This is a genomic window from Streptomyces sp. A5-4 (assembly GCF_051131715.1).
In the GTDB taxonomy this organism is placed as follows: domain Bacteria; phylum Actinomycetota; class Actinomycetes; order Streptomycetales; family Streptomycetaceae; genus Streptomyces.
In genome coordinates, this window is sequence record NZ_CP178591.1 from 1972034 (window position 1) to 1991256 (window position 19223).

The 19223-nt window shown below is 71.4% G+C and carries 17 protein-coding genes; 8 read left to right on the forward strand and 9 right to left on the reverse strand.

The annotated features are described in order from the left end of the window. Window positions 1–53 precede the first annotated feature (53 nt). Window positions 54–1253, reverse strand: a complete 1200-nt coding sequence (locus ACLLJJ_RS09065) for an MFS transporter (RefSeq protein ID WP_434588784.1) — start codon at window positions 1251–1253, stop codon at window positions 54–56. Window positions 1254–1364: 111 nt separating this feature from the next. Between ACLLJJ_RS09065 and ACLLJJ_RS09070 the strand changes: the two genes are divergently transcribed. Further along, a complete protein-coding gene (locus tag ACLLJJ_RS09070; protein WP_434588209.1) occupies window positions 1365–2984 on the forward strand; it encodes an IS1634 family transposase in 1620 nt (539 codons plus the stop codon). Between the two features lie 188 nt (window positions 2985–3172). Here ACLLJJ_RS09070 and ACLLJJ_RS09075 read toward each other — a convergent pair whose 3' ends face one another. From ACLLJJ_RS09075 to ACLLJJ_RS09085, 3 genes are all read right to left on the reverse strand, one after another. Next, window positions 3173–4195, reverse strand: coding sequence for an endonuclease/exonuclease/phosphatase family protein (locus ACLLJJ_RS09075; protein ID WP_434600351.1), 1023 nt, complete (start codon window positions 4193–4195; stop codon window positions 3173–3175). A 182-nt stretch (window positions 4196–4377) separates the two neighbouring features. Next, on the reverse strand, window positions 4378–5016 hold the full coding sequence (locus tag ACLLJJ_RS09080) for a TetR/AcrR family transcriptional regulator (protein WP_434588786.1): 639 nt from the start codon (window positions 5014–5016) through the stop codon (window positions 4378–4380). A gap of 87 nt (window positions 5017–5103) precedes the next feature. Beyond that, entirely contained in the window at window positions 5104–6708 is a 1605-nt protein-coding gene (locus tag ACLLJJ_RS09085; protein ID WP_434588788.1) for an MFS transporter, read from the reverse strand. A 172-nt stretch (window positions 6709–6880) separates the two neighbouring features. Between ACLLJJ_RS09085 and panB the strand changes: the two genes are divergently transcribed. From panB to ACLLJJ_RS09100, 3 genes are all read left to right on the forward strand, one after another. Then, window positions 6881–7744: a 3-methyl-2-oxobutanoate hydroxymethyltransferase gene (panB, locus tag ACLLJJ_RS09090; protein WP_434588790.1), complete on the forward strand. Its 864-nt coding sequence runs from the start codon at window positions 6881–6883 to the stop codon at window positions 7742–7744. Window positions 7745–7886: 142 nt separating this feature from the next. Beyond that, window positions 7887–8945: an ATP-binding cassette domain-containing protein gene (locus ACLLJJ_RS09095; protein WP_434588792.1), complete on the forward strand. Its 1059-nt coding sequence runs from the start codon at window positions 7887–7889 to the stop codon at window positions 8943–8945. Further along, window positions 8942–9775: an ABC transporter permease gene (locus ACLLJJ_RS09100; RefSeq protein WP_434588794.1), complete on the forward strand. Its 834-nt coding sequence runs from the start codon at window positions 8942–8944 to the stop codon at window positions 9773–9775. Before ACLLJJ_RS09095 ends, ACLLJJ_RS09100 begins: the two co-directional genes overlap by 4 nt. A gap of 89 nt (window positions 9776–9864) precedes the next feature. On the opposite strand, the gene ACLLJJ_RS09105 is transcribed toward ACLLJJ_RS09100, so the two are convergent. Beyond that, window positions 9865–13569, reverse strand: coding sequence for an AfsR/SARP family transcriptional regulator (locus tag ACLLJJ_RS09105; RefSeq protein ID WP_434588796.1), 3705 nt, complete (start codon window positions 13567–13569; stop codon window positions 9865–9867). Between the two features lie 278 nt (window positions 13570–13847). Here ACLLJJ_RS09105 and ACLLJJ_RS09110 point away from each other — a divergent pair, with 278 nt between their 5' ends. Continuing rightward, window positions 13848–14645, forward strand: a complete 798-nt coding sequence (locus ACLLJJ_RS09110) for a site-2 protease family protein (RefSeq protein WP_434588798.1) — start codon at window positions 13848–13850, stop codon at window positions 14643–14645. Here the strand turns inward: ACLLJJ_RS09110 and ACLLJJ_RS09115 are convergent. Further along, window positions 14635–14832 carry a hypothetical protein gene (locus ACLLJJ_RS09115; protein WP_434588800.1) on the reverse strand — a complete coding sequence of 66 codons (198 nt, stop codon included), beginning with the start codon at window positions 14830–14832 and terminating at the stop codon, window positions 14635–14637. The two genes, ACLLJJ_RS09110 and ACLLJJ_RS09115, sit on opposite strands and share 11 nt — an antisense overlap. Before the next feature lie 63 nt (window positions 14833–14895). Beyond that, window positions 14896–15600 carry an NADPH-dependent F420 reductase gene (gene npdG, locus ACLLJJ_RS09120; RefSeq protein WP_434588802.1) on the reverse strand — a complete coding sequence of 235 codons (705 nt, stop codon included), beginning with the start codon at window positions 15598–15600 and terminating at the stop codon, window positions 14896–14898. A 93-nt stretch (window positions 15601–15693) separates the two neighbouring features. Here npdG and ACLLJJ_RS09125 point away from each other — a divergent pair, with 93 nt between their 5' ends. Next, complete coding sequence (locus tag ACLLJJ_RS09125) at window positions 15694–16296, forward strand: hypothetical protein (protein ID WP_434588804.1); 603 nt, start codon at window positions 15694–15696, stop codon at window positions 16294–16296. A gap of 83 nt (window positions 16297–16379) precedes the next feature. On the opposite strand, the gene ACLLJJ_RS09130 is transcribed toward ACLLJJ_RS09125, so the two are convergent. Then, complete coding sequence (locus ACLLJJ_RS09130) at window positions 16380–16613, reverse strand: hypothetical protein (protein ID WP_434588806.1); 234 nt, start codon at window positions 16611–16613, stop codon at window positions 16380–16382. Window positions 16614–16671: 58 nt separating this feature from the next. On the opposite strand from ACLLJJ_RS09130, the gene map reads away from it, so the two are divergent. Then, entirely contained in the window at window positions 16672–17529 is an 858-nt protein-coding gene (map, locus tag ACLLJJ_RS09135) for a type I methionyl aminopeptidase (protein WP_434588808.1), read from the forward strand. A 207-nt stretch (window positions 17530–17736) separates the two neighbouring features. Then, entirely contained in the window at window positions 17737–18399 is a 663-nt protein-coding gene (locus ACLLJJ_RS09140) for a heme oxygenase (biliverdin-producing) (RefSeq protein ID WP_434588810.1), read from the forward strand. Between the two features lie 137 nt (window positions 18400–18536). Here ACLLJJ_RS09140 and ACLLJJ_RS09145 read toward each other — a convergent pair whose 3' ends face one another. After that, window positions 18537–19190 (reverse strand): PhzF family phenazine biosynthesis protein, encoded by a 654-nt coding sequence (locus ACLLJJ_RS09145; RefSeq protein ID WP_434588812.1) that lies wholly within the window; start codon window positions 19188–19190, stop codon window positions 18537–18539. Between the last annotated feature and the right edge of the window lie 33 nt (window positions 19191–19223).

Here is a 19223-nt window from a genome sequence, read left to right on the forward strand (position 1 = left end):
CCCCAACCGCCGGACGGGCTCAGGAAATTCAGCCCGTCCGGCGTTCGCGGAGGTCAGGACACCGAGTCCCGCGCCCGTTCGCGCGCCGCGCCCGACGCCACCACCCGGGACGGGTTCGGTGTGCGGTCGAGCAGCCCGGCCGTCACCGCGATCCCCAGACCCACGGCGGCCAGCACCGCCCCGACCAGCGTCGGGGACATCCAGCCCCAGCCCGCGGTGATCGCCATGCCGCCGAGCCACGCGCCGCCCGCGTTGGCGATGTTGAACGCCGAGTGGTTGGAGGCGGAGGCCAGCGTGGGCGCGTCCTTGGACTTGTTCATCACCAGCATCTGGAGCGGTGTCGTGGTCATGAAGCCGACCGCGCCCAGCACCACCACGGTGACCAGCGCCGCCCACTGCACGTGCGCGGTGTAGTTGAACGCCAGCAGCACGACGGCCAGCGCGCCCAGCGAGCCGTACAGCGTGGGCCGCAGGGCCCGGTCGGTCAGCGGGCCGGCGACCAGTGCGCCGAGCGTCATGCCGATGCCGAAGAGGGCGAGCACCACGGTCACCGAAGACTCGCCGAAGCCCATCACCTCGGTCGTCATGGACGCGAGGTAGGAGTACACGGCGAAGACACCGGCGAAGCCGAAGACGGCCGTGAGCAGGCCGAGCAGGACCTGCCGGTTGCCCAGCGCGCGCAGTTCGCGGCCGAGGCTCTGGTGCGCGTCCACGGGGACGTGCGGGATCAGCCGCGCGAGTGCGGCCATCGCGACCAGGCCGATGACGGAGACCACCAGGAACGTGGCGCGCCACCCCAGGTGCTGCCCAAGGAGCGTCGCCAGGGGGACGCCGACGATATTGGCGACCGTGAGGCCGAGGAACATCGTCGCGACGGCCCGCGCCTGACGCCCGTCGGTGACGAGCCGGGCCGCGACCACCGCGCCGACACCGAAGAAGGCGCCGTGCGGCAGCCCGGCGAGCACCCGGCCCGCCACCAGCCAGCCGAAGCCGGGAGCCAGCGCGGAGGCGAGGTTGCCGACGGTGAAGAGGGCCATCAGGAGCAGCAGCATGCGCTTGCGCGGGATGCGCGAACCGAGGGCGGTGAGCAGCGGGGCCCCGATCACGACGCCGATCGCGTACGCCGAGACGAGGTAGCCGGCGGTGGGCACCGAGGTGCCCAGGTCGTCCGCGACATTGGGCATCAGGCCCATCATCACGAACTCGGTGGTGCCGATACCGAAGGCGCCGACGGCTAGGCCGATCCTCCGCACATAGCTGAATCGGATGAACTGATGAGTTGGCCGGTACTTCGATAAGTGCGGGTCGTTGTTCTGGACGTGCCGATATCTCGTTCGTGTCGTTCCCGGGTCCAGCGCCCCCGCATGTCGGTGGAGTTGGCGCCTGTGGTGGAGAGGCGTCTGGGTGCTCTGCCTGCCTCTGCCGAGTTTCTGCGCCGGCTGGACGTGGCCGGGATCATCGACGAGCTGTGTCCTGTCCGTGAGGTGGCTCATCTGACGCACGGGCAGGTCGTCGAGGCGCTGATCGCCAACCGGCTGTCCTCGCCGACCTCGATGGTGCGGGTGGAGGACTGGGCGCGGAAGTGGGCTGTCGAGGAGGTCTTCGGCATCGAGCCGGACCTGCTCAACGACGACCGTATCGCCCGCGCTCTGGACGCGATCGCCCCGCACCTGGAGGAGATCACCGGCTCGGTCGGCGCGCAGGCCATCGCGGAGTTCGGCATCGATACCGCTCAGATCCACTGGGACATGACGTCGATCTCCATGTTCGGCGCCTACCCGGACCAGGAAGAGGAGTACGCGCAAGTCAGATACGGTCACCCCAAGGACCGGCGGGTCGACCTGAAGCAGGTCCAGGCCGGGCTGGCCGTCACCCGCGACGGTGGCATCCCCGTCTTCCACCGTGCCTACGACGGCGGAGCGGGCGAGGTCGCCCAGGTCGTCGGCGCGATGAAGGCCCTGCGGAAGATCGCCGACCGCAAGGACTTCCTGCTCGTCGCGGACTCCAAACTGGTGTCCTACCCGAATGTCACCGCCCTGCTTGACGCCCGGGTCGGATTCGTCGCCCCCATACCCGCGGCCCAGGTCAAAGCCGGCTTCTACGCCACTGCCGACCTCGGGGCCGCCGAGCTGGTCGACTACGTCAACGACCGCGACCGCGAGCGGGAGACCCCCGCCGACCAGCGCGAGTCCTACCGGGTCCTGGAAGACGTCCACGCCATGGCAGGACCACGCAAGCGCGACCCGGTCCACCACCTGCGCCGGATCCTGGTCCACTCCACCGGCAACGCGGAGGGCCAGCGCAAAGCACGCGCCAAGCGTCTGGCCAGAGCCACCGAGGATCTGGAGAAACTGCAAAACTCGGCCGGCGGCCGGTACTACACCACCGCCGAGAAGGTCCAGGCCCGGATCGGGGTGATCACCAAGTCCCGCCGGGTCGCCAGCTGCCTGCGTACCACCGTCACCGCCGGCCCCGACGGGAAACCCACTCTGGCCTGGCACTTCGACGAGGACGTCCTGGCCGCCGAAGCCGCCGCCGACGGCTGGTACTCCCTGGTCACCGCTCTGACTCCGGAGCAGGCCGACACGGCCGAGGTCTTCCGGCGCTACAAAGGCCAGGGAGTGGTCGAACGCCGCTACGGCGAGTTCAAAGGCCCCCTGGCCGTCGCGCCGCTGTTCCTGGAGCACAACCGCCGCATCACGGCCTTGATCACCGTGATCTGCCTGGCCCTGCTGGTCTACTGCCTGATCGAACGCCAGGTCCGCCAGGCCCTGGGCCCCGAGCAGACCATGGCCGGCCTCTACCCCGACAACCGCAAGGTCCGACCCACCGGCCGCATGATCCTCTACCACCTCGACGGCCTCATGCTCCGCCCCGGCACCGCCACCGACCCACCCGTCATCCTCATCAGCCGAGGAGTCCAAGCACACCTACTCGAACTCCTCGGCATCGACGAAACCCGGCCCCGCTGGCTGGAGACCTAAAGCCCCATGTGCGAAGTCACCGGCTAGGGCGAGCAGGGCTACGGGCCGGGGCGGCCGGGACATGGGGAACCTTTTCGACGAGAGAGAGCAGGGGGACGTACGAGGACTACGTTCCCGTACTGAACAAAGTCTCTCAGGCAAATTGTTCCGCGACGTAAACGCGGGGTTGCGACAGCCGGACCAGCGGGTCAGATCTGGACGCGGGCCGCGATCGGCAGATGGTCGCTGCCCGTCTCCGGCAGCGTCCAGGACGACACCGGGTCGATGCCCTTCACCATGATCTGGTCAATCCGCGCCATCGGGAACGACGCGGGCCAGCTGAAGCCGAAGCCGTCGCCCGCCGCGCCCTGGGTGGAGCGCATCTGCGAGGTGACGGCGTTCAGGGACCGGTCGTTCATGGTGCCGTTGAGGTCGCCGAGCAGGACGATCTTGCCGAGCGGGTCGCGGGCGATGGCCTCGCCGAGCGCGTCGGCGCTGGCGTCGCGCTGCCCGGCGGTGAAGCCCGCGTTGAGCTTGACCCGTACCGACGGAAGGTGTCCGAGATACACACCGACCTTGCCCGCGGGCGTCGTCACCGTGGAGCGCATCGCCCGGATCCAGCCCATCTTGATGTCGACGGACCGGGTGTCGGTCATCGGGTACTTGCTCCACAGCCCGACCGTACCCAGCACCGAGTGGTACTTGTACGTGCCCGACAGCGCCGCCTCGTACGACGGCACCGCGCTCGCCTTGAGCTCTTCGAGCGCCACCACATCGGCCCCCGACTCGGCCAGCACCCGGGCCGTGCCCCCGGGGTCGCGGTTGTCGGCGTTGACGTTGTGGGTGGCGACCGTGAGGTTGCCGCCGCTGTGCGACTTGTCGGTGAGCAGACCGCCGAAGATGTTGAGCCAGACGAGAGCCGGCAGCAGCAGGGCCACCAGCGCGGTCGCGGAGCGCCGCACCACACCGATGACCAGCAGGACCGGGACGCCGAGGCCGAGCCAGGGCAGGAAGGTCTCGTTGAGACTGCCGAGGTTCCCGATGCTGTTGGGGATCTGCGCGTGGAAGACCATCAGCAGGGTGAGCAGGACCGCGCAGGCGGCGAGGACGATACCGCGCCGCCAGATGCCGCGGCTGCGCCGCAGGCGGTCGAGCAGGCGCCGGATCCGGGGTCCGGAGTGCTCACCGTCGGAGCCGCCGGTGCCGGTGTCCGTCATGTACGCCTGCGTCATTCCGCTGCCCTCACTGCCGTGCCGTGCCACGCCCGTTACTGACCCTAGGCGATGACCGGCGTCTTTCCCCGCCGTCCCGCGCGACGGCCGTACTGCCACGAGGACGACATCGGGCCGTGGCGGGTTCCAGCAGTTACGGCCCACGGGGCCGCTGTGACGAAACGCGCATATGAGGACTCCGGTCAGCGCGGCGGGCGCAGCCCCTCCAGGGCCGCGTCGACGATGCGCGCGGCCAGGTCGTCTTCGAGGGTCGCGGCGGGCCTGATAACGGTCCGCACCAGCATGGGGCCGACCACCAGGTCGTTCAGCAGCTCGATGTCGAGGTCTCCGCGCAGCTCGCCCTCGGCGATGCCCCGGCGCAGCACTTCCAGCGCCTGGCGGCGCCGCGCCTCGATGACGGTGCTGTGGTACTCGTCCCAGAGCTTGGGGTAGATCTTCATCTGCGCGAAGACGTTGTGCAGGAGGACCGAGGAGCGCTTCGCCACGCCGCGCAGCCGCAGGGCCTCCAGGAGGGCGATCAGGTCGTCGCGCACGGACACGCCCGGCAGTTCGGGGTCCGCGGGCTCCATGGTCCGCAGTACGTCGACGAAGAGCTCCTCCTTGCCCTTCCAGCGGCGGTAGATGGTGGCCTTGCCGACGCCGGCGGCCCGCGCGATGCCCTCGATGGAGAGCTCGGCGAGCGGGACACCGTCCTCCAGGAGCTGGACGACGCCCTCGACGATGGCCAGCTCGACGGCCTCGCTGCGCGGACGCCCGCGGCGCGCCGCGCCCCCCGCGGGCTGCCGCCCTCGCCCCTGGCCGGGCCGTTCCTGGGGAGCCACGTCAGGTTCACCTCTCGCCGTACGTCCGGGTGTTCATTCTCCCCGGTGCGGGGAAGCGGCCGGCCACCACGCCCCCGCACCGGCCGGTCAGCGGCGGGCGACCGGGGTCCCGGTGTCCGCGTCCGCTTCGGTGGCGGCCTTCCGTGGCCCGCCCGGCAGGAAGGCGGCGACCACCACGGCGCCGATCAGTGCGACCGCCGCCGAGCCCAGCGCCGTGACGTGCATGGCGCTGATGAAGGCGTCGTTGGCCGGGCCGATCAGCGCCTTGCCCGCCGGGCCGAGCTTGTCCGCGACGCCGAGGGTGCCCTCGATCGACTCGCCCGCGGCCTTGCGCGCGGCGGCGGGCAGCGCGGCGAAGCGGTCCAGGGTGCCTTCGATCTCGTTGCGGTAGACCGCGGAGAGGAGCGAGCCCAGGACGGCGACTCCGAGCGCGCCGCCGACCTGCCGGAAGGTGTTGTTGACCGCGGAGCCCGAACCGGCCTTCTCACGCGGCAGCGCCTGCATGATCGAGACGGTGACCGGCGGCATGACGTGCGCCATCCCGGTGCCCTGGACGAAGAAGACGACCGCCAGAATCCACAGCGGGGTGTCCGCGTCGAACAGGGCGAAGGCGGCGAGGCAGCCCGCGACGAGCAGCATGCCGACGGTGCACACGGCGCGGGCGCCGAAGCGCTCCACGACGAGCCGGGCGCGCGGTGAGAAGATCATCTGCGAGACGGCCAGCGGCAGGATCAGCAGGCCGGCCTGGAGCGCGCTGTAGCCGCGGACGCTCTGCAGATAGAAGGCGGAGAAGAAGGTCACGCCCATCAGCGCGAAGAAGACCAGCGCGATGGCGGCGACGGCGGCGGAGAAGGCGGGCTTCTTGAAGTACGCCATGTCGAGCGACGGGTGGCTGCTGCGCTTCTCGTACAGCACGAAGGCGGTCAGGACGGCCAGGCCGCCCAGTACGGCCGCCAGCACCACCGGATCGGCGAAGTCGCCGAGCTCGCCGCCGTGGATGATCCCGTACACCAGCAGCACCAGGCCGACGACGGACAGGCCCACGCCGACCGGGTCGACGCGGCCGGGGGCGGGGTCCTTGGAGTCGGGGACCAGCAGGACCATCGCGACCAGGGCGACGATCACGACCGGCACGTTGACCAGGAAGACCGAGCCCCACCAGAAGTGCTCCAGGAGCACGCCGCCGGTGATGGGCCCGATGGCGATGGCGAGGCCGACGCCGCCCGCCCAGATGCCGATGGCCTTGGGCTGCTCGTCGCGCTCGAAGACGTTCATCAGGATGGCAAGGGTGGCGGGCATCACGAAGGCGGCGCCGAAGCCCATCACCGCCCGGTACGCGATGAGCTCGGCGGGCGAGGCGGACGCGGCGGCGAGCGCGGAGCCGATGCCGAAGACGACGATGCCGAAGAGCAGCACCCGCTTGCGGCCGAACCGGTCGCCCAGGAGTCCCGAGGTGAAGAGCAGGCCCGCGAAGACGAGCGTGTAGGAGTTGATCGCCCACTCCAGCTCGCTCTGGGTGGCGCCGAGGCCGCCGGGCGCGGGTCCGGCGATCGTTTTGACCGCGACGTTCAGGATCGAGTTGTCCAGCACCACGATCAGCAGGCTGAGCATCAGCACGGCGAGGATGGCCCAGCGGCGGCGGTGCACGGTTTCCGGTATGCGAGGAGCCTGGGGAGGCCGGGAGGTCGACATGCCGGGACCGTACCTCCATTTCAATACGGAACCGTCTCGTATTGTAAAGACTTTGCCCTCCGGGTGCTTTCCGGGCGCCGATCCACTTCCCGCCGGGCGACGGTTGATGCCACCATGGAAGGGATCCGGGGACGCCGTCAGGGCGCCTCGAGATGACGAAGGAGCACTGGCCATGTCGCTTCAGGCTGCCCAGCAGACATCCCCCGACAGCAGCAAGGCGCTGTACGGGGGCAAGGGGACCCGCCGCATCACCGTCCACGACATCGCCGCCACCAAGGAGCGCGGCGAGAAGTGGCCCATGCTCACCGCGTACGACGCGATGACCGCCTCCGTCTTCGACGAGGCCGGCATTCCGGTCATGCTCGTCGGCGACTCCATGGGCAACTGTCACCTCGGCTACGAGACCACCGTGCCCGTCACGATGGACGAGATGACCTTCCTCTCCGCCGCCGTCGTACGGGGCACCAAGCGCGCCCTCATCGTCGGCGACCTGCCCTTCGGCTCGTACCAGGAGGGCCCCGTCCAGGCGCTGCGCAGCGCGACCCGGCTGGTCAAGGACGCGGGCGTGGGCGCGGTGAAGCTGGAGGGCGGCGAGCGTTCGCTGGCCCAGACCGAACTGCTGGTACAGGCCGGGATCCCGGTCATGTCGCACCTGGGGCTGACGCCGCAGTCCGTCAACACCCTGGGCTACCGGGTGCAGGGCCGCGGCGACGAGGCCGCGCACCGGCTGGTGCGCGACGCCAAGGCGGCGCAGGACGCGGGCGCTTTCGCGGTCGTGCTGGAACTGGTGCCCGCCGAAGTGGCCGCCGAGGTCACCCGCTCGCTGCACATCCCGACCGTCGGCATCGGCGCCGGGCCTGACACCGACGCGCAGGTCCTCGTCTGGACGGACATGGCGGGCATGACGGGCGGCAAGGTGCCGCGCTTCACCAAGCAGTACGCGAACCTGCGGCAGACCCTCGGGGACGCGGCGAAGGCGTTCGCCGGCGATGTCGTCGGAGGGGCGTTCCCGCAGGAGGAGCACACCTTCCACTAGTCCCCGACACCTGTTGCCGGCGCTTCCACCTGCGCCTCTCCTCAGCCACTGTCGCACCACGGCGGCCCGCCGACTCCCCCCGTCGGCGGGCTGTCGGCATTCTGTCGGCCGGATGTCAGTGGTGGGTGCTTCCATGGTCGGCATGACGCGAATCAACAAGAGCCCCACCGGCGGCGCGGCCAACGCCGTCGAGGTGCGGGGACTGGTCAAGCACTACGGCGAGACCAAAGCACTGGACGGCGTGGACCTGGACGTCCGGGAAGGCACCGTCCTCGGTGTCCTCGGACCCAATGGCGCCGGCAAGACCACACTCGTACGCTGCCTCTCCACCCTGGTCCAGCCCGACGCCGGCACGGCCGTCGTGGCCGGCTTCGACGTGGTGAAGCAGCCCCGGCAGCTCCGCCGCACCATAGGCCTGACCGGGCAGTACGCCTCGGTCGACGAGAAGCTCGTCGGCTGGGAGAACCTGTACATGATCGGGCGGCTGCTCGACCTGTCCCGGGGCGCCGCCCGCAAGCGCGCGGACGAGCTGCTTGAGCGGTTCTCGCTCACGGACGCCGCCAAGAAGCCGGTCATGCAGTACTCCGGCGGCATGCGGCGGCGCCTCGACCTGGCGGCCTCGATGATCGGGCAGCCCGCCGTGCTGTATTTGGACGAGCCGACGACCGGCCTCGACCCCCGCACGCGGAACGAGGTGTGGGCCGAGGTGCACCGGATGGTCGGCGAGGGCGTCACCGTCCTGCTCACCACGCAGTACATGGAAGAGGCCGAGCAGCTCGCGAGTGAGCTGACGGTCATCGACCGCGGCCGGGTCATCGCGGGCGGCAAGGTCGACGAGCTGAAGGCGAAGGTCGGCGGCCGTACCCTGGAGGTCCGCCCGGTCGACCCGGACCAGCTGCCCCTGATGGCACTGGCCCTGAGCGAGGCGGGCCTCGACGGCATCGCCGGCTCGCAGATCGTCGACAGCGAGAATCTGCTGTACGTGCCGATCCTCAGCGACGAGCAACTGACCGCGGTCGTCGGCCTGCTGGGCGCGCGTGGCTTCGGCATCGCGCACATCGGCACGCATCTGCCCAGTCTGGACGAGGTGTTCCTGGCCATCACGGGCGAGAAGACCAGCGACGCGGCCGAGAGCACGAACGACACCCAGGACGAGGACGTCCAGGGCCCGAGCATCAAGGACAGGGAGTTCGCGGCATGAGCGCGGCGACAGTGACACCGGCCGCGACGCCCGCGAAGGTGCGCGACGACGAGGGCCGGATCGGCCTGCGGGCCAATCTGCGGCACATCGGCGCCCTGGCCCGGCGCAACGCGCTGCAGATCAAGCAGGACCCGGAGTCGATGTTCGACGTCCTGTTCATGCCGATCATCTTCACCCTGCTGTTCGTGTTCGTCTTCGGCGGCGCGGTGGCGGGGAAGGGCCATCAGGCCGAGTACGTCAGCTATCTGGTCCCCGGCCTGATGGCGATGATGGGCATGAACGTCTCGATGGCCGTCGGCACCGGCATCAACGAGGACTTCCAGAAGGGGGTCATGGACCGGTTCCGGACGATGCCGATAGCCCGGTCGTCGGTGCTGGTGGCGAAGATCGTCGTCGAGGTCGGCCGCATGATGGTGGCCTTCACGATCCTGCTGATCGTGGGCTTCCTGCTCGGCCTGTCGGTCGAGACGTCGGCGCTGCACGTACTGGGCGCGATCGGTCTTTCGCTCCTCTTCGGCGCCTCGCTGATGTGGATCTTCATCCTGATCGGGCTCACCGTGAAGACGGCGCAGGCCGTGCAGGGGATGGCGATGCTGGTACTGATGCCGCTGCAGTTCGGGTCCTCGATCTTCACCCCGCCGTCGACGATGCCGGGCTGGCTGCAGACGTTCACCGACTACAACCCCCTGTCGAACCTGGCAGACGCGGCGCGCGGGCTGTTCATCGGCGGCCCGATCGCCCAGGACGTGTGGATGACGCTGGGCTGGGCGGCGCTCATCACGCTGGTCACGGCGCCGCTGGCGATCTCCAAGTTCCGCCGGAAGACCTGACACGCAGGCCCGACCCCTGGGCCCGCGGCCGGGACGTGGTGGACGGGGGCGCGATGGACGGGACGGGGGTCCGCCCATCGCGCCCCACGTCAGACGAGGGCGACGGCCTGCTCCAGGGTGAGGGTGCCGCCCTCGGCGTAAGCCGTCTCGTACCCGGCGTCGCCCAAGGCGGCGCGCGTCGCCGCCTCGGCGTCCGCCCTGGCTTCGCGCTCCTGTCCGGTCGCGAAGTGACCGGACGGCAGCAGCGCCTCGTACGCGCCGAGCAGCCGGGCGGCGTCCGGGGCGCGCCGGGGGCCGCCGAGGCCCGCCAGGGCGCGGGCGGCCGTCATCAGATGGACCGCGGGCATCTGCGGGGCGACCATCCGCGACAGCGGCTCGCAGGAGCGCGCCAGGGCCCGGCGGACCGCGGTGAGAGCCCGGCCGTACTTGCCGTCCAGGTTGTCCAGCCAGCCGATGAGGCCGAGGACGAAGCCCTCGAAGATCGCCAGGTTGGAGCGCTTGAAGTCCTTCCGGACCTTGTCCAGTTGGTCTCGGGCCTCGACCGTCCGGCCCGTGCGGCCCAGCCACATCGCCAGATACAACCGAGCGGCAGGCTCGTGCTCATGACCGCGGTTGCGGACCGTGGCCAGGATGTCCCGCAGCATCGCCTCGGCCTGCTCGCCGTCGCCCGTCTCCATCAGCACACCGGCCAGCCGCGCCTGTAACAGGGACACCTGCACATACGCGCCGAGTCGCCGCGCGTGCCCGACGGCGGCGCGGAAGTCGCTTGCGGCCAGGGCGAATTCGCCGCCGCGTTCGTGCGCCTCGCCACGCGCGGACAGCGCTTCCGCCGCGCCCCACGAGTCGCCGAGCCGGGTGAAGATCTCCAGGCTCTCGTCGGCGTCCCGGCTCGCGTCGCCCACCCAGTCGCTGCGATTGGTGAGGATATTGGCCCGCGTCTGGAGGGCGGCGGCGAGCTCCCATTCGTAACCGAACTCGCGGCTGGCATCGACGGTCGCGTCGACGACCTCTTTCAGCAGCCCGACCTCGCCGGTCAGCATGACCGCGAAGAACCAGAGCGTGCCGGGAGCGCGGCAGGTCTGCGGCAGACCCGGCCGGTAGACCTGTACGACGCGGCGCAGCCAGGCCAGGCCCTCGGTGGTGGTCCAGTCGTCGAACTCGTGGTTCATGCTGGCCAGATAGATCAGCCGGGCGCCGCGCCGGGCCTCCAGGAGCTGCTCGGGTGCCATCGGCGGCGGGGTGTCCGTGCAGCGTTCGTGGAGAGCGGGGGCCGGGGCGATGGGCGACTCGAAGGGGTCGGGGCCCAGCTCGGCGGCGGCCAGGGACCAGTGCCGGGCGTCGGCGCGCAGGTCGCGGATCTGCCAGTACCAGGCGAGGCAGTGGACGAGGCAGAGCGCCTCGTGCTCGTCGCGGGCGGCGACGGCGCGGCGCAGTGCGGTGCGCAGGTTCTCGTACTCGGCCTGCAGGCGGCTGATCCAGACGCGCTGCCTGCTGCCGCGCAGCAGCGGGTCGGCGCGGCGGGCCAGCTCGCGGAAGTGGACGAGGTGGCGGCGCTCGGCGCCCGCGCGCTCGCCCGCCTCGTCGAGGCGCTCGGCGGCGTACTCGGCGACGGTCTCCAGGAGGCGGTAGCGCATTCCGGTGCCGCCCGCGTCGTCCGCGTCGTCCTGCTGGGCGTGCTCGCCGAAGGCACCGAAGCCCTCGGGGTCCTCGCTTTCCTCAAGGTCCCCGGGTCCGCCCCAAGGGGCGGCAACCACAAGGGACTTGTCGACCAGGGAGCCGAGCAGCTCCAGTGCGTCGGGGCCGCACACCGCCTCGACGGCGGTCAGGTCGCAGCCACCGGCGAAGACGGACAGGGCGCGCAGGGCCGCCCTTTCCCTCTCGTCCAGCAGGTCCCAGGACCAGTCCACGACCGCGCGCAACGTCTGCTGGCGCGGCAGCACGGTGCGGCTGCCGCCGGTGAGGAGCCGGAAGCGGTCGTCGAGACGGTCGGCGATCTGCCGCGGGGTGAGCATCCGCAGCCGGGCGGCGGCCAGTTCGATGGCGAGCGGCAGCCCGTCCAGGCGGCGGCAGATCTCGGCGGCGGCCGCCGGGTCGTCCTCGATCCGGAAGCCGGGCTTCGCGGCGGCGCCGCGGTCGGCGAGGAGCCGCAGGGCCATCGGGTCCGGCAGTGGCTCCACGGGCCGTACGACTTCGCCCGGCACCCCGAGGGGCTCGCGGCTCGTGGCCAGCACGGTCACCCCCGGGCAGCGGGCGAGGAGCTCCTCGGTGAGGCGAGCCGCGGCGCCGATGACGTGCTCGCAGTTGTCGAGCAGGATCAGCATGTGGCGCCGGGAGCAGTGCTCGGTGAGGAGCAGCAGCGGGTCGTCCCCGTGCCGGTCGGCGGCGCGCAGTCCCTCGGCGCCCGCCCCGCGCAGCACGGTCTCGCGGGCGCCGAGCGCGGCGAGCACGGCTTCGGTCACGGTTTCGGGGTCGTCGACCGGGGCGAGCTCGGCCAGCCACACCCCGTCCGGCCAGTCCGCGTCGGCGGCCTCGGCGGCCTCCTGGGACAGCCGCGTCTTGCCCGCGCCGCCGGGGCCGAGCAGTGTGACGAGCCGGGCGCCCGCGAGGTCGTCCCTGATGACCGCGATGTCGGCCTCGCGCCCCACGAAGGAGGTCAGCCGGGCCCGGAGGTTGCCTGCGACGGAGCGGGGCGTGGACAGTGGGCCGGTGCCGGTGCCGGTGTGGGAAGGCTGCCCGGTGTCAGGGGACGGGTGGCTGAGGTCGGGGGACGTGTGCCCGGGGCCGGGCGCGCGGCCGTTCCCCTGCGCGCCGCCCCGGCCAGAATCCGGGGCCGGACCTCCGGAGCCCGCCGTACGCCGGTCGGCAGGCGCCAGCGCCCCGGCCGGCGAACCGCCCTGCTCACCCGCCCCGCCGGGGTCGGCGCCGTACGCCGGGATTCGCGCTCCGTCCACCACCGGACGGCCGCCGTCGCCCGCCGGGCCGTCCCACGCACCGCCGCCGTCAACGGCCGTCCGGTGCGCCGACGGCTGTCCCGCGTCAGTGCCGGGGGTGGCCGGCCCGGCCGGTCCGAGCGGCGTCGGGGCCAGCAACTCGGCGTGCAGGGCGCGCAGTTCGGGTCCCGGGTCGGCGCCCAGGCGGGCGGCCAGGTCCCGGCGGATCTCCTCGTACGCAGCGAGTGCCTCGGCCGTGCGGCCGGCGTCGCGCAGTGCGCGCAGGCGCAGCGCCTGGAGCAGTTCGTCGATCGGGTGGTCGTCGCAGAGCGCGGCGAGTTCCGGCAGGGCCTCTTCCGCGCGGCCCAGCGCGAGCGCGGCCGTGAGGCGGGCGCGGCGGGCGGTCAGCCGACGGGCCTCGCAGCCCGCGGCCTCGGCCGTGCGGTCGGGGAGATCGGCCAGCGCCGGGCCGTGCCACAGGGCGAGCGCGTCGTCGAGCAGTGCCGTGGCCCGGCCGGGGTCGCCCTCGCCCAGGGCCCGTACCCCGTCCGCCGTGAGCCGCTCGAAGCGGTACAGGTCGACGTCCTGCGGCTCGGCGCACAGCCGGTAGCCGCCGTCCACGGAGGTGATCGCCGGGTGGCCGAGCGCCCGCCGCAGCCGGCCGACCAGGGCCTGCAACGCCCCGGTGGCGTCGGCGGGCCGCTCGGCGCCCCACACCTCCTCGGCCAGAGCGCCGACCGGCACCGTACGCCCGGCCCGCAGCGCCAGCACGGTCAGCAGCGCGCGCAGCCGCGCTCCGCCAAGGGCGACGGTCGTGCCGTCGTCACGGAGTGCCTGCGTGGGGCCGAGAATGCGGTAGCGCACGCGTCCATTGTCGGGGACGCCCAACCGCCCACCCACCGCGCACCTGCGGACGGATCGCCTCCGGTTGGCGCGGCTTCGGCCGCCGGCCCTCGTGCCGGATCCTCAGGGGCGTCACGCGGCCGGCTTTGCCGGAACTCCGGCCACCGTGCGTGACGTTTTCGCAGTGTCACCGGTACGGTCGGGCACCACGCCCGAGCGGCGTACGGCCGGTGTCCGGGGGGCCTCGGCCTGCCGCCCGACCGGTGTCCGCCCGATGCCCGCACCCCAGGAGCCCGCGCATGACCACCGCCATCACCCGTCGCGACCGGCGGATCAGCCCCGTCTTCCTCGGGATCGTCGCCGTCATGGCGGTCTCCGGCTGGGCGGTGTGGACGGAGTTCTCGGTGAGCGTCGGCTTCGCCGTCTTCCTCTTCGTCACGTCCGCGTGGATCGTCTCGCTCTGCCTGCACGAGTACGCGCACGCCCGCACCGCCCTGCACAGCGGGGACATCTCCATCGGCGCCAAGGGCTATCTGACGCTCAACCCGCTCAAGTACACGCACGCGCTGCTCAGCATCGTGCTGCCGGTGCTCTTCGTGATCATGGGTGGCATCGGGCTGCCGGGTGGCGCGGTCTTCATCGAGCGGGGGCGCATCCAGGGCCGCTGGAAGCACAGCCTGATCTCGGCGGCGGGCCCGCTGACCAATGTGCTCTTCGCGGTCGTGTGCACCGCGCCGTTCTGGCTGGGCGCGCTGGACGGCGTACCGGATGTGTTCCGTTACGCGCTCGGATTCCTCGCGCTGCTCCAGGTGACGGCCGCGATCCTGAACTTCCTGCCGGTGCCCGGCCTCGACGGTTATGGCGTGATCGAGCCCTGGCTCTCGTACAAGATCCGCAGGCAGGTCGAGCCGCTCGCGCCGTTCGGGCTGCTGCTGGTCTTCGGCGTGCTGTGGATCCCCGGCGTCAACCACCTCTTCTTCGACGCGGTCGACGCGATCCTGCGGGGCCTGGGCGTCACCGAGTGGGACACGTACTGGGGCCAGCAGTTCTACCGCTTCTGGCAGGGCGATCCGGACGTACCGGCGATCACTCCGTAGCGGACCCGGCGGAGGCGGCCGTCCTGTCGGCCTTCGCCCTGCGGCGGTAGTACCACGCCATGTTCGACGCGACCGCGGCGAGCAGGATCCACACCACGCCGATCCACCGTCCCTGGGCGAAGGCGACCACCGCGGCGGCGACGGCGAGGACGCATACAACAAGGGCGTACACGGCGAGGCGGGGCATGGGGGTGGCTCCTGTCCGGCGGCTGACTGCTTCCGACCAGTGTCCCCCATGCCCCGGACGTGCTTATACGTCGGTCACGCGCAGGCCGGCGTGCGCCTTGTAGCGGCGGTTGACCGAGATCAGGTTGGCGACCAGGGACTCCACCTGGTGGGCGTTGCGCAGCCGCCCGGCGAAGACGCCCCGCATGCCGGGGATACGGGCCGCCAGCGCCTGGACGAGGTCGGTGTCGGCGCGGACCTCGCCGAGCACCATCACATCGGTGTCGATCTCCTCGACGGACGCGTCCTGGAGCAGCACCGCCGACAGGTGGTGGAAGGCGGCGGTCACCCGGGAATCGGGCAGCAGGGCGGCGGCCTGCTCGGCGGCGCTGCCCTCCTCCGGCTTCAGCGCGTACGCGCCCTTCTTGTCGAAGCCGAGGGGGTTCACGCAGTCGATCACGAGCTTGCCCGCGAGTTCCTCGCGCAGCGACTCCAGCGTCTTGGCGTGCCCGTCCCACGGCACGGCGACGATCACGATGTCGCTGCGGCGTGCGCACTCCGCGTTGTCCGCGCCCTCGACTCCGAGGCCCAGTTCGTCGGCGGCGCTCCGCGCGCGCTCGGCGGCCCGCGAGCCGATGATCACCTTCTGGCCGGCCCTGGCCAGCCGGTGGGCGAGCCCACGCCCCTGGTCCCCGGTCCCGCCGAGCACGCCGACGACCAGCCCGGATACGTCGGGGAGGTCCCAGGGGTCCTTGGCTGCGGGCTTCTGCGCACTGTCAGTGGAAGTCATGAGCCCGACCCTACTTGTTGGTAGTGCGCTCGTCCGGGTGAGGCAGAGGCATTCGGCAGCGGCCCGGAGAGGGGTCCGGACAGGATGCGGGACATGGATGCCGTACGAGTCGCGCTGCTGCGTGAAGTCCTCGCGGGGACCGAGTGGTTGGGGTCCACGCGACGGTTCGCCGGGGCCTTGCGGTCCTCCGTCGTGCCGCGGGGCGGCGGCCTGCTGCTCGTGGGGACCGAGCAGTACGAGCCGTGGCACCTGGCCGCGCATCTCGTCGACGAGGCGGCCTGGTCCGGGCTGACGGCGCTGAACCCCACCCTCGTACGCCATCGGGTGCGGCCGGGGGAGCCCGCGCAGTTGTCGGTCGGGCTCGGCAGGATCGAGGCGGCGCGGCGGGGCGAGACGCTGCTCGTCGTGGCGCGGGAGCGGCCGGAGCCGGGGCTGCTGGAGCGGGTGCACGACGCGCGGCGGGCCGGGGCGACCGTGCTGTCGCTGGACGGGGGCGACCGGGAGATCCGGGGTCTCGCGCACGAGTCGCTCTCGGTGCCCGCGGGTGGCGATGTGGATCTGGACACCGTGCAGCATCTGGTCAGCGCGGCGGCCGGGGAGAACGTCCTGCCCGCGCCCCGGGGGCGCAGGCGGTTCCGGGACCGGCTCTCCCGGCTCGCCGACCAGCTGACGGCGCCGCCGCCGGAGCGCTGGTAGCGGGGCAGTGGGCCGGGGCCGGACAGGCCGAAAATGCCGCGCGGCATCGGAATGCCTCAGCCCGTCCGGCGGACCACCGGGGCCTATCCCCCGCCCTCCCCCCGCGCCGCGTTCTTGTCGTGCCACTTGGGATCGTTCTCCCACTGGAGGTTGCGCGCCGCCGCGGTCTCCATCGCGCGCCTGGCCTCCTCCCGGCTCGCGTACGGACCGAACCGGTCCTTGCCCGGACAGTCCGGGCCTTCCTCGACGGTCTTGTGTTCCAGGCAGTAGAACCACTCGCCCGGCTTTCCGACCGTCCGCTTCTTGAACAGGGCCATCGTCGGCTCCTTCCTCTGCCGCCATGCTGCCCGATGGCGGCTGGATACACTCGTTGGCATGTCTGGCCAGTCGCTGCTCGTACCCGGGGAGATCACTCCCATCCGTTCCGTCCCCGGCAACATCCGGCGCCCCGAGTACGTCGGGAAGCCGATGCCCACGCCGTACAAGGGCCCGGAGGTGCAGGAACCCGAACTCGTCGAACGGATGCGCGTCGCGGGCCGCATCGCCGCGCAGGCGATGGAGGAGGCCGCCAAGCACATCTCGCCCGGTGTGACCACCGACGAGCTCGACCGGGTCGCGCACGACTTCATGGTCGATCACGGCGCGTACCCCTCGACGCTCGGATACCGCGGGTATCCGAAGTCACTGTGCAGTTCCGTCAACGAGGTCATCTGCCACGGCATCCCGGACTCCACGGTGCTGCGCGACGGCGACATCGTGAACCTGGACGTGACGGCGTTCATCAACGGGGTGCACGGCGACAACAACGCCACCTACCTGTGCGGTGACGTCGACGAGGAGTCGCGGCTGCTGGTGGAGCGCACCCGCGAGTCCCTCGCCCGCGCCATCAAGGCCGTCAAGCCCGGCCGCCAGATCAACATCATCGGGCGGGTCATCGAGTCCTACGCCAAGCGCTTCGGCTACGGCGTGGTGCGGGACTTCACCGGGCACGGCATCAACACGTCGTTCCACTCCGGGCTGATCGTGCCGCACTACGACAGCCCTCACGCCACCACCGTCATGCAGCCCGGCATGACCTTCACCATCGAGCCGATGCTCACGCTGGGTACCCACGACTACGACATGTGGGAGGACGGCTGGACCGTGGTGACGAAGGACCGGAAGCGGACCGCACAGTTCGAACACACACTCGTCGTGACGGAGACCGGGGCGGAGATTCTCACACTGCCGTAGGCAAGCCGGGAAGCGCGCCCCGCAGGGCCGGACAGGGGGCCGCGAAAGGGGCCGCGAAGAAAATAGGGGCGTAGCGTTTTTACCGACAGATCGTCGGGAACCAATTGACTTAGGTTTACCTAAGTAGGAGGATCGGTGTTGGCCGCTCCCACAGCTGCCGACGCGCGCCCCTTCCTTTCCCGTCCCCTCGGTCCCCGGAGGCCCGCCTTGGACGCAACCGCCGCCACTCCGTTCTCCACGCTGATCCGTACCGTTACGCACGAGCAGCACACCGAGGTGAACACCTCCACCTTCATGAGCGACCTGCTCGACAGCCGGCTCGGTGTGGACGCGTTCACGCGCTACACCGAGCAGCTGTGGTTCGTGTACCGCGCGCTGGAGGACGCCGCCGACTCCCTGCGGAACGACCCGGTCGCGGGCCCGTTCATACAGACCGAACTGATGCGCACCACCGAGCTGGAGCGCGACCTGGCGTATCTGCGCGGCGCCGACTGGCGCGACGGCTTGGTGCCGCTGCCCGCGACCGCGGCGTACGGGGAGCGCATCACCGAGTGCGCGCGCACCTGGCCCGCCGGGTATGTGGCGCACCACTACACCCGCTACCTCGGGGATCTGTCGGGCGGTCAGATTGTCCGCGACACGGCGGAAAAGGCCTGGGGCTTCGAGCGCAAGGGCGACGGCGTGCGCTTCTACGTCTTCGAGAAGATCGCCAACCCCGCGGCGTTCAAGCGGAGTTACCGCGAGCTGCTCGACCAGGTGAACGCGGACGACCTGGAGAAGCAGCGCATCATCGACGAGTGCAAGCGCGCCTTCGACTTCAATGGCGCGATCTTCCACGCGCTGAGCGGGGAGTTCCCGCTCAGCGCGTAGTGGCTCTCTCCGGACGCCGGACGCGGCTTGTCGTACGGCTCTTCCTGTCCGTACGACGTGGGGCCCGTGCCGCTGCCGCGGTACGGGCCCCACGCGTGCCTGGCCTTGCGCGTGCCTGGCCTTGCGCGTGCCGCGCTCTACGCGGGCGGGGCGAAACGCACCCGGCCGCCGACCTCGATCATGCCGTCACGGCCCGGGGCGGTCAGGATCTGGGAGCCGGCGCCCTGGGTGATGTTGAGGGCGCGGTCCAGCTCGCCGGTGAGGAGCAGCGCGGCGGCCCCGGTCGCCTCGTCCTCCGCGATCGCGTCGCCGCGGCGCGGGAACGCGCGGGCCCGTACCCGGCCTGCCGCCTCGTCCTCCCAGGCCCACGCGTAGAGCCAGCCCTCGCCGGGCGGCGGGGCAGGCAGCGCCTCGACCTCGGCGACTGCCTCGTACTGCTGGGTGCGACGCCCGGTGACCCACGCGGGGCGCGCCGTGATCCAGGTGAACTCGCCGTCGTGCCGCGCCCACACCTCCCCCGCCGGTACCTGGAGCACCTCCAGGTCGAGCAGCCAGGCCGCGCCGACGAGCGGGTGCCCGGCGAAGGGCAGACGGGCGCTCGGCGTGTAGATGTCGACGATGCCGCGCTCCGGGTCGTCGACGAACACGGTCTCGCTGTAACCGAGTTCGGCGGCGAGAGTCTGCCGGGCCGCCTCGCCGGGGTGCGCACCGCCGTCCCGTACGACGCCCAGCGCGTTGCCGTGGTGTCCGTCGGGGCCGCAGAAGACGCGCAGTACGTCGAGTTCGTTCACCCCGGCATTGAAGCACTGCCACGACGGCAGGGC